The sequence below is a fragment of the Jiella soli genome (assembly GCF_020615385.1).
Taxonomy (GTDB): Bacteria; Pseudomonadota; Alphaproteobacteria; order Rhizobiales; family Rhizobiaceae; genus VKMB-3413.
The window spans coordinates 173,601-183,705 of sequence record NZ_JAJAVB010000004.1 but is presented as its reverse complement, the minus strand read 5'-3'; the positions used below and the strand labels follow the sequence as shown (position 1 = coordinate 183,705).

Annotated in this window: 9 protein-coding genes; all 9 read right to left on the bottom strand. The window is 65.3% G+C overall.

Annotated features, from left to right (window positions below):
- Positions 1–120: 120 nt before the first annotated feature.
- Positions 121–2,211 (bottom strand): elongation factor G, encoded by a 2,091-nt coding sequence (fusA, locus tag LH400_RS04355; RefSeq protein WP_229151448.1) that lies wholly within the window; start codon positions 2,209–2,211, stop codon positions 121–123.
- 30 nt (positions 2,212–2,241) lie between these two features.
- Entirely contained in the window at positions 2,242–2,712 is a 471-nt protein-coding gene (rpsG, locus tag LH400_RS04350) for a 30S ribosomal protein S7 (protein WP_229151447.1), read from the bottom strand.
- Positions 2,713–2,741: 29 nt separating this feature from the next.
- The gene (gene rpsL, locus LH400_RS04345) at positions 2,742–3,113 is read right to left on the bottom strand and encodes a 30S ribosomal protein S12 (protein ID WP_229151446.1); all 372 of its coding nucleotides are present in this window, start codon (positions 3,111–3,113) and stop codon (positions 2,742–2,744) included.
- 406 nt (positions 3,114–3,519) lie between these two features.
- On the bottom strand, positions 3,520–4,686 hold the full coding sequence (locus LH400_RS04340) for a divergent polysaccharide deacetylase family protein (protein ID WP_229151445.1): 1,167 nt from the start codon (positions 4,684–4,686) through the stop codon (positions 3,520–3,522).
- A 271-nt stretch (positions 4,687–4,957) separates the two neighbouring features.
- Positions 4,958–6,301, bottom strand: coding sequence for a S41 family peptidase (locus LH400_RS04335; RefSeq protein WP_229151444.1), 1,344 nt, complete (start codon positions 6,299–6,301; stop codon positions 4,958–4,960).
- Complete coding sequence (locus LH400_RS04330; RefSeq protein WP_229151443.1) at positions 6,291–8,096, bottom strand: murein hydrolase activator EnvC family protein; 1,806 nt, start codon at positions 8,094–8,096, stop codon at positions 6,291–6,293. Before LH400_RS04330 ends, LH400_RS04335 begins: the two co-directional genes overlap by 11 nt.
- Positions 8,097–8,431: 335 nt before the next feature.
- A complete protein-coding gene (gene rlmH / locus LH400_RS04325) occupies positions 8,432–8,914 on the bottom strand; it encodes a 23S rRNA (pseudouridine(1915)-N(3))-methyltransferase RlmH (RefSeq protein ID WP_229151442.1) in 483 nt (160 codons plus the stop codon).
- Between the two features lie 52 nt (positions 8,915–8,966).
- Entirely contained in the window at positions 8,967–9,383 is a 417-nt protein-coding gene (gene rsfS, locus LH400_RS04320) for a ribosome silencing factor (RefSeq protein WP_370638329.1), read from the bottom strand.
- A gap of 84 nt (positions 9,384–9,467) precedes the next feature.
- Complete coding sequence (locus tag LH400_RS04315; RefSeq protein WP_370638328.1) at positions 9,468–10,061, bottom strand: nicotinate-nucleotide adenylyltransferase; 594 nt, start codon at positions 10,059–10,061, stop codon at positions 9,468–9,470.
- Positions 10,062–10,105 lie beyond the last annotated feature (44 nt).

Here is a 10,105-nt window from a genome sequence, read left to right as displayed (position 1 = left end):
CGATCGTGCCGATGTTCACATGCGGCTTGTTGCGCTCGAATTTACCCTTGGCCATGATGCCACTCCGTTATCTTCTTCGGCCCTCGAAGAGCCTGATCTTCTTGTCGATGCCCGAACCGGTCAGGCGTACTTTTTCTGGATCTCGTCCGCGACCTGGTTCGGAACCTGCTCGTAGTGATCGAACTGCATCGTGTACTGAGCCCGGCCCTGCGACATCGAACGCAGCGTGTTGACGTAGCCGAACATGTTGGCGAGGGGCACCATGGCGTTCACCACCTGGGCGATGCCGCGGGGCTCGGTGCCCTGGATCTGGCCGCGCCGCGAGTTGAGGTCGCCGATCACGTCGCCGACATAATCCTCGGGCGTCACCACCTCGACCTTCATGACCGGCTCGAGGAGCCGCGGGCCGGCCTTCTGGATGGCCTCGCGGAAACCAGCGCGCGAGGCGATCTCGAAGGCGAGGACCGAGGAGTCGACGTCGTGGAAGGCACCGTCAATCAGTTCGGCCTTGATGTCGACCATCGGGAAGCCCGCGAGCGGACCCGCCCCCATGACCGACTTGATACCCTTCTCGACGCCCGGGACGTATTCCTTCGGAACCGAACCACCGACGACCTTCGACTCGAAGGAGAAGCCCGCGCCGATCTCGGCCGGCTCGAAGACCATCTTGACGCGGGCGAACTGGCCCGTGCCACCGGTCTGCTTCTTATGGGTGTAGTCGACCTCGGCACGGCGCGTGATGGTCTCGCGATAGGCCACCTGCGGGGCGCCGATATTCGCCTCGACCTTGAACTCGCGCCGCATGCGGTCGACGAGAATGTCGAGATGAAGCTCGCCCATGCCGGCGATGATCGTCTGGCCGCTTTCCTCGTCGGTCTTGACGCGGAAGGACGGATCCTCGGCCGCGAGACGGTTGAGCGCGAGGCCCATCTTCTCCTGGTCGGCCTTGGTCTTCGGCTCGATCGCGATCTCGATGACCGGATCGGGGAATTCCATGCGCTCCAGGATGACCGGCTTCAGCGGATCGCAGAGCGTGTCGCCCGTGGTCGTGTCCTTCAGGCCGGCCAGAGCGACGATGTCGCCGGCATAGGCCTCTTCGATGTCTTCGCGAGAATTGGAGTGCATCTGCAGCATGCGGCCGATGCGCTCCTTCTTCTCCTTGACGGTGTTCTGGAGAGACGAGCCCTTGGTCAGAACGCCGGAGTAGATGCGAGCAAAGGTGAGCGAGCCGACGAACGGGTCGTTCATGATCTTGAAGGCCAGCATCGACAGCGGCTCGTCGTCAGAAGACTTGCGGACGATCTCGCCGTCGGTCTTCGGATCGATGCCCTTGATCGGCTTGACCTCGATCGGCGACGGCAGGAAGTCGACGACAGCGTCGAGAAGCGGCTGGACGCCCTTGTTCTTGAATGCGGAGCCGCAGAGGACCGGCGTAAACCAGACATCGCAAGTACCCTTGCGGATCAGGCGGCGCAACTCGTCGTTGTCAGGCATCTCACCTTCGAGATACCGCTCCATCGCGCCTTCGTCGATCTCGACAGCCGCCTCGATCATCGCCTCGCGATATTCTTCGGCCTGAGCCTTCATATCCTCGGGGATCTCGAGAATGTCCCACTCAGCGCCGAGGTTCTCGTTGCGCCAGACAAGCGCCTTCATCTCGATGAGATCGATGACGCCCTTGAGCTCGGTCTCAGCGCCGATCGGCAGCTGGATGACGACGGGACGAGCACCAAGGCGGGACTTGATCATCTCGACGCAGCGGAAGAAGTCCGCGCCCGTCTTGTCCATCTTGTTGACGAAGATCATCCGCGGGACCTGGTACTTGTCGGCCTGGCGCCAGACAGTCTCGGTCTGCGGCTCGACGCCGGCATTGGCGTCGAGAAGAGCGATCGCACCGTCGAGCACGCGCAGCGAACGCTCGACTTCGATCGTGAAGTCGACGTGGCCCGGCGTGTCGATGATGTTGAAGCGGCGCTTCTTGCCGTCGCGGCCCTGCCAGAAGGTCGTGGTCGCGGCGGACGTGATGGTGATGCCGCGCTCCTGCTCCTGCTCCATCCAGTCCATGGTCGCGGCGCCGTCGTGAACTTCGCCGATCTTGTGGGACTTGCCGGTGTAGAAGAGAATCCGCTCGGTCGTCGTCGTCTTGCCGGCATCGATGTGGGCCATGATGCCGAAATTGCGGTAGTCTTCGATCTTATAGTCGCGTGCCATGGGGCGTCGCCTTTCGGACGGAAGCTTGAATTACCAGCGATAGTGCGAGAACGCCCGGTTGGCCTCGGCCATCCGGTGGGTATCTTCGCGCTTCTTCACCGCGGTGCCGCGGTTGTTCGCGGCATCCATCAGCTCACCGGAGAGACGATCGACCATCGTCGTCTCATTGCGATTGCGGGCAGCCGTGATCAGCCAGCGGATCGCCAGCGCCTGCCGGCGCTCGGGCCGCACGTCGACCGGCACCTGATAGGTCGCACCGCCGACGCGCCGCGACCGGACCTCCACATGCGGCGCGATGTTCTCGAGCGCCTGGTGGAAGATCGCCACCGAGTCCTGGCGGGTCTTGTCGTGCACGACGTCGAACGCGCCGTAGACGATCCGCTCGGCGACGGACTTCTTGCCGTCGTACATGACGGCGTTCATGAACTTCGACACAACGAGATCGCCGAACTTCGGGTCCGGGTTGATCTCGCGCTTTTCGGCTTTATGGCGGCGGGACATTCTATCGTCTCTTCAACTGGTCGGCGGGCTTACTTCGGACGCTTGGCGCCGTACTTGGACCGGCGCTGCTTGCGGTTCTTGACGCCCTGCGTATCGAGCACGCCGCGGATGATGTGGTAACGCACACCGGGAAGGTCCTTCACGCGCCCGCCGCGGATCATCACCACGGAGTGCTCCTGAAGGTTATGCCCCTCGCCCGGGATGTAACCGATGACTTCGTACCCGTTGACGAGACGGACCTTTGCGACCTTACGAAGCGCCGAGTTCGGCTTCTTCGGCGTGGTCGTGTAGACGCGCGTGCAAACGCCGCGCTTCTGCGGATTTGCCTCGAGCGCCGGAACCGTGTTGCGCTCCGTCGGACGAATGCGCGGCTTCCGGATCAGCTGGTTGATGGTCGGCATTCCAACCTTTCCTCTACTTTCCAATCCCAGGTTCGTAACGAAACGCCACAAATCGCACATCGGCGGAACCCGCCATGCGCGAAACCGGGCATCGATCCGCTTGACTAGCGGACTGCCCGGCGAGAAGCAGAGGACCACATATGCGGTCGTGCGCCAGAGATGTGTCGTCTCGTTGAACGAAGCCTTGTTTGAAGCGCTTTATGTCCCGGACGCGGCGTCAACGGAACGAGTCGGCCTCACATCGGCTCTGTTGACGCGCTACTTAATGGTTTCCCGAAGTCGGGTCAACCCGGCGTCAACATCGGTGGCGGGTGATTTCCGCGAGAAATCCGAGGTTCGGCGGTTTTTCGCCGCGCAGACCGGCGCCGCCGGAGCTGGAGAGCGCTCTTAGAGCCGGCCCTAATCGTTACCGGTCCTCCGGATCGCTGGCGAGGGCCGTGACCGGCACGATCTCGATTCCGCGCTTCTCCGCCTCCGGAATCCACGCGGCGATCGTCCTGATCGAACCCTCGAAGGCCGATGCGACGCCGATCGCCTGGCCCTGGCCTCGGGCGACGCGCTCGAGGACGTCGAGCTGCTTCTTGATCTCGTTCGGATCCTGCGCGGCATCGAGAAGGACATTCGCGCCGGCATATGGCACCTTCTCCAGCGCCGCCGTGTCCTTCGCCACGGAGCGGGAGGAGGAGGCGTCGTCGAGATACATCAGGCCGCGGCGCCCGAGCTCGGAGATCAGCGGCTGCATTGCGGCCGGGTCTGCGGTGAAGCGGCCGCCCATATAATTCATGACGCCGACATAGTTGGTGATGCGGCCCATCGCGGCATAGAGCGCGGCGAAATCGTTCTCGGACGCCGCTTTCACGGTCAGCGTGTCGGCACCGGGATCGACCTGCGGATAGCCGATCGGCTCGAGCGGCGCCTGCAAGAGCAGTTCGTGTCCGCCGCGCCGGGCGGCCTGCATCCACCGGTCCAGGCTGTTGCCGGTCGGCGCAAACGCCAGCGTGACGCCGCGCGGCAGCGTGTCGACTGCGGCCATGCTGGAGGTCTGGCTGATTCCGATGCCGCCGACGATAATTGCAATCCGCGTCGCCGGCTTGCCGCTCCAGGTACCGGCATAGACGTCGAACGGACGACGGCCGTCGGCGCCGCGCACCGGGAGCTGGCCGAACTCGGTGTCTTCGAGGAGGCCTGGATCCGGCATATGCGCCATGGACGGAGCCTGGCGCAGCGAGACCGCGTCCTCGACGCGGAAGGTCACGGGTCCCGAGGGACTGCTCGGCCCGATGATCGTCGGTCCGCCAGTTCGCGTTACGGGGGGAAGCCTGGACTGCGCGACTTTGGAGTCCGGCACGGTGGTGGCGGTGGACGTCGGGTTCGAGGCGGTGGGAGCCGACCGAGGCGCCAGCTGGTCGACGACGCGGCGCGCAGGCTGCCCGGCGAGCGCGGCCCAGAGCGACGCAGCAGCGACAAGACCTGCAACACCGACTAGGCGCCAGGAATCGGCCAGGGGCGCGGCTCGTCGCTTCTGGCGGGCTCCGGACGTCATGCCGAGGGGCCGATAGAGTTCGCCGTCCATGCTCCGTCCCTCAACAGGCTTCGGAAGGATGTCCCGCAGTCCTTCCGCCCGAACCCTGCGAGAGCACCACGATCTGGCCGAGGTTCGACGATGCGGCCCGGGCGCCCGCGAACTTCGGTGATGATCTACCCACTAGCCGGTCAAGCTGGAGCGGGCCTCGCAGGCCTCGCGTCCCGCCTCGGAGCACCCGCCCTGCCCGGACGCGAAAAGGCCCGGACATCGTCGATGTCCGGGCCTTCGCTTTTCGTGACCGTTTGTCGATCGCGATCGATCAGTTGGCGGCGTTGTTCGCCTCGCGCTTCGGCGGGAACATGGCGTTGGTCTTGACGCCGTTCAGGAGGTCGATCCCGTACTGCATCTGCAGATCGTCCTTCTTCTCCGGCGGCACGTAGTCGAGCGAACCGGAGCCCTCGTCGGTCTCGTCGACGCCCTGGATGTGACCGCGCAGGGAGGACTCGCCGCGCACCAGTTCCTCGGTGGAGTCGAGGCCCATCTGCTTCTTGATGTCGTCCGGGAGCGGCTGCTGGACCGTGATGTCCGGATCGATGCCGTGGCCCTGGATCGAGCGGCCGGACGGCGTGTAGTAGAGCGCCGTGGTCAAACGCAACGCGCCGTTCTGGCCGAGCGGGATGATCGTCTGCACCGATCCCTTGCCGAAGGAGCGCGTGCCGACGATGGTCGCGCGGCGCTGGTCCTGCAGCGCTCCGGCGACGATCTCCGAGGCCGAGGCGGATCCACCATTGACCAGCACGACCAGCGGCTTGCCGTCGATATCGTCGCCCGAGCGGGCGTTGTAGCGGCGCGTCTCGTCGGCGTTGCGGCCGCGGGTAGAGACGATCTCGCCATTGTCCAGGAAAGCGTCGGAGACCGACACCGCCTCGTCGAGAAGACCGCCCGGATTGCGGCGCAGATCGAGGATGTAGCCCTTCAGCTTGTCCTCGCCGACCTTCGCCTTGATGTCGGCGATCGCCTCTTCCATCCCGACAGTGGTCTGCTCGTTGAACTTCAGCAGCTTGATATAGCCGACATCGCCCTCGACGGAGTGGCGCACCGACGGCACCTTGATCTCGTCGCGGGTCAGCGTGACGCGGATCGGCTTCTTGGCGCCCTCGCGCACGAGCGTCAGCGTCACCTTGGAGCCGATGTCGCCCTTCATCTTGTCGACAGCCTGGCCAAGGGTGAGGCCGCGCACCTGCTCGCCGTCGATCTCGGCGATCAGGTCGCCCGCGAGAATGCCGGCCTTGTCGGCGGGCGTTCCCTCGAAGGGCGAGACCACCTTGACCAGCTCGTCCTGCATGGTGACTTCGATGCCGAGCCCGCCGAACTGGCCGCGCGTCTCGGTGCGCATCTCGGCCGCTTCCTTGGCGTTCATGTAGCTGGAATGCGGGTCGAGCGAGGTCAGCATTCCGTTGATCGCTGTCTCGACCAGCTTCTGATCGTCGGGCTTGTCCACATACTGGGCCCGCACGCGCTCGAAGACGTCGCCGAAGATCGCAAGCTGACGATAGGTGTCGGACCCCGCCGCATTGGCTACGCCCGGGTTCTGGCTGACAACGGTCATCGCCGTCGCCCCCATCAGCGCCCCGGCGAAGAGTATCGAAAGCTTACGAATCATTCCTCGTCCTTCCAGAGGGTTCGTCCATCCACCAGGGTGACGGATCGACCGGTTTTCCGTCCTTGCGAAACTCGACGTACAGTGCGGGTTTGGTTGCCCCAAACTCTGCCATCTGCACGCTGGCGATTCGCCGGGCTCCCATCAGTGCGACCGGTTCACCTGCCGATACGAATTGGCCACTTTCGACATCGATGCGTTCCATGCCCGCAAGAACGACATGATAGCCGTCGCCCGCATCCAGGATCAAGACTTGTCCGTAGGAGCGAAACGGTCCCGAATACAGGACCCTTGCGTCCGCCGGCGCGGTCACGACGTCGCCGGGACGCGTCGCGAAGGATTCACCGGTCGTCTCGCGCCCGATATCGTCTCTCTCGCCGAATCCTATGATCTGCTTACCCGCCACGGGCTTCGACAATGATGCTTTGAGTGTCGAAAATGGGGCGGCTGGCGCGAGCTGGGCAGTTTCACGGCGAAGTGACGCAATATCATAGGTTTGCTGGACCGGCGCAGGCGCCGCGCTCGGCTCCAGCGAGGCCACGCGCACATCCTCCGCATCGCTCTCACCCTCAGGCTCTTCAGATCCATCGGCGGTCGGAGCCGCGGGCTCGGACGGTGCGGCTGCAGCGCTCCCGGCCTCTTCGGTCTCCGCCTCCGTCTCGGCGGGGGATGCGGCAGTTTGTCCTGGCAGCACCCGTGAGCCGGTGCCCTCGCCTGCCGCCGCCTCCGCCGGGCGCGCTTCGGCGAGTTGTTGCTCATCCTGGTCTGGCTCGTGTGCGCGCCGTTCGTCCTCGCGCAGCTTGGCGAGCTTTTCCGCAGCGGCGGCACGCTCGGCCGCGAGGCGCTTCTCCTCCTCCGCCCGGCGCCTTTCTTCGGCCAGCCTGCGCTCTTCGGCCAGCTTGCGCGCCGCCTCCTCCTTCTCCCGCGCCGCGTCGAGGTCCGACTGCAGGCTGGAGATGAGGTCCTGAAGATCGTCGGCGCGCGCCGCCAGTTCGGAGGCATGCGCCGCTTCGGCCGCGCGCCTGTCGCGGCTTTCGGCTTCCAGCCGCTGCTTTTCCGCAAACAGGCGGGACAGGCGGGCTTCTTCCTCGCGATGCCGCGTCAGCTGCTCAGCAAAATTGGTCTTTTCCTGAAGGATGGACTTCTTGACGCTGGCCAGTTGCTCCAGATCGGCGAGCAGCACCTCGGTCTCCCTGCGCAGCCTCGGTATGACGGCCCCCAGGAGGATGGCGCTGCGCACCGAACCTAGCGCATCGCGCGGCTTGACGAGAAGCGCCGGGGGCGGTGTTCGCCCCATCCGCTCCAGCGCCGCCAGCACTTCCATCAGGACGCCGCGCCGCTTGCCGAGCGAGGTCTTGATACCGGCTTCCTTGACCGACAGGTCGTCGATGCGGCGCTCGGTCGCGGCTAGCTCACGGCTGACCGTCTTCTGTTTGTCCGCCGCGTCGACCAGCGCGGCGTCGAGTTGCGCCCGATCGGCTGCCAGAGCGGCGATTTCCGCATCAAGGGCGCTGATCTTATCCTTCGACAGCTCGATGCCGGAGGCGACGCGGGCGAGATCGGCTGCCGTCTTCGCGCGCTCGCGCTCCAGAAGGCTAGACGCAGCATCCGCCGGATTCAGTGCCCCGACCTCGATCGGATCCGTCTGCTGCTGCGGCCCGGTCTTGTCGCCACCGGCCGGTTCGGAGGCCGGCCTCGGTCCCTTGTCGGACTGCGTACCCGGCGAGGCACCGGCCGGCCAGGCGATGGCGGCCACAAGCGCGGCGGCGGCGACCACGCCGCACCACCGGCTCTTCACGCAACCGTCCTCTTTCCGTTCGCGCAATGCTCTGCCTCGAATGCCCTTCCGGCGATCATAGGCGCAGGCCGTTAACAATCGATCAACCATCCGGACCCGCCGACGGCCCCCGGAAACGTCAGCGAGACAGGTTTCGCGATGCGCCGCGGTCACGACGCATTGGGCGGTGTCTTCCGCAGCCCTCCCGCGCTGTCCCACCTGCGCAAAGACGGCAGCCGCCTCCGCCGGATCCGCACTGATTTGCCGGGGACAGTAATGCCGTTCGCGGCGGGAAACAAACCGCCGGCTCTGGACGGATCGGCGCACGACCACGCCCGGCAGAGCGCCCTGCCTGCTCAGCTGCGGTGATAGGGATGGCCGGCGAGGATGGTGGCTGAGCGATAGATCTGCTCGGCGAGAAGAATCCGCGCGATCTGATGCGGAAAAGTCATGCGCCCGAGCGACAGGACGAGGTCCGCGGACGACGTCAGCGAAGGATCGTGCCCGTCCGGTCCGCCGATCAGAAAGACGAGGTCCCGGCGGCCAGTGTCGCGGAATTTCGCCAGCGCTTCGGCGAAGTCCTCAGAGGTGAGAGTCTTCCCCGTCTCGTCGAGAACCACGCGGACGGCGCCCTCGGGTATCGCTGCGCCAAGCCGCTCGGCCTCGTCGCGGCGGCGCTCGGTGACCGAGCCCAGCCGCGATTCGGGATATTCGGCAAGGCTTTGGAACTCGAACGCGACGGCAGGCCCGGCCTTCTTCAGCCGGTCGAAATACCGCTCGGACAGCTCTCGCTCGGGCCCGGCCTTCATTCGGCCGACAGCCGCAACAGCAAGCCTCATCGACCGGCCTCGTGCGCCGGTCGAGCCAATTGGCATCCCATCATCTCGACGGTCAATGGACCGTCGAGTCTCCGACGTCGCCGACGGTCCACATCTTCTCGATATTGTAGAAGCTGCGGATTTCGGGCCGGAAGATATGGACGATGATATCGCCCGTATCGATCAGGACCCAATCGCCGTTCTGAAGGCCCTCGACCCGGGACGGGCCGAAACCGCCGTCCTTGAGGTCGCGCAGGACGTGGTCGGCGACGGCGACGACATGGCGATGCGAGCGTCCGGAGACAATCACCATGTGGTCGGCAAGGGCCGACTTGCCCTTCATGTCGATGGAGACGATGTCCTCGCCCTTCGAGTCTTCAAGGCTCCGAATGACGAGATCGAGTGCGGACCGGCCATCCGACAATTCGGTGGCGGGCGCGTCGGAAGGTGCAGTCTGGTAGACGTCCTTCGCTTCAGCCGCAGGTCTCAGTGTCGTTTTCCCTTTCCTCGGGCAAGATTACCGACCGCCAGATGCGTCCGGTAATAGCAATGTAGGCAGTGTTCCGTGTCCGTTTCAAGACGAGGAGCCAACCTTGTCGCGAATGAGCGTGGAGGAAATCGGCGTCCGCGGCCCGTGCAGGAAGACCCAGGCGGGTGCCCGGCGGAAAGCGAGAGCCGTGGCTGCAGACTCCGGGAGCCTGGCAAACCCGTATGTCCGCGCCATCGGAGAGGACAGGGCCGCAAGCGTCGCGCCGGGCCGGTCGACCACCGCAATCGGCGTCGTCTCGACGATCCAGCGCCAGTCCTGCCAGCGGTGGATGGTGCCGAGGCTGTCGGCCCCGATGATCCAGACGAACCGCACGTCTGGCCGGCGCGCCTGGAGGATCCGCAGCGCATCGGCAGTGAAACGGACCCGATGTACAGCCTCGAAGGCGGTGACGTCGAAGCGGGGCGAGAAGGCCAGCTTTCGGCTCGCCGCCACCCGCTCGGCGATCGGGCGCAGGATGCCGTGGTCCTTCAGGGGATTGCCCGGGCTGACCATCCACCAGACGCGATCGAGACCAAGGCGGCGGAACGCCGTCTCGGCCACGAGAAGATGGCCCGCATGCGGCGGGTTGAACGAGCCGCCGAAGAGGCCGATCGCCATGCCCGGTTCGGTATGTGGAATGACCAGCGCCCGCCGGTCGAGACCGGCCGGATCGGACTGCGAAG

What these genes read in the sequence shown, in the direction of transcription:
- fusA (WP_229151448.1), bottom strand. Translation starts at nt 2,211, where the DNA reads ATGGCACGCGACTATAAGATCGAAGACTACCGCAATTTCGGCATCATG.
- rpsG (WP_229151447.1), bottom strand. Translation starts at nt 2,712, where the DNA reads ATGTCCCGCCGCCATAAAGCCGAAAAGCGCGAGATCAACCCGGACCCG.
- rpsL (WP_229151446.1), bottom strand. Translation starts at nt 3,113, where the DNA reads ATGCCGACCATCAACCAGCTGATCCGGAAGCCGCGCATTCGTCCGACG.
- LH400_RS04340 (WP_229151445.1), bottom strand. Translation starts at nt 4,686, where the DNA reads ATGGACGGCGAACTCTATCGGCCCCTCGGCATGACGTCCGGAGCCCGC.
- LH400_RS04335 (WP_229151444.1), bottom strand. Translation starts at nt 6,301, where the DNA reads ATGATTCGTAAGCTTTCGATACTCTTCGCCGGGGCGCTGATGGGGGCG.
- rlmH (WP_229151442.1), bottom strand. Translation starts at nt 8,914, where the DNA reads ATGAGGCTTGCTGTTGCGGCTGTCGGCCGAATGAAGGCCGGGCCCGAG.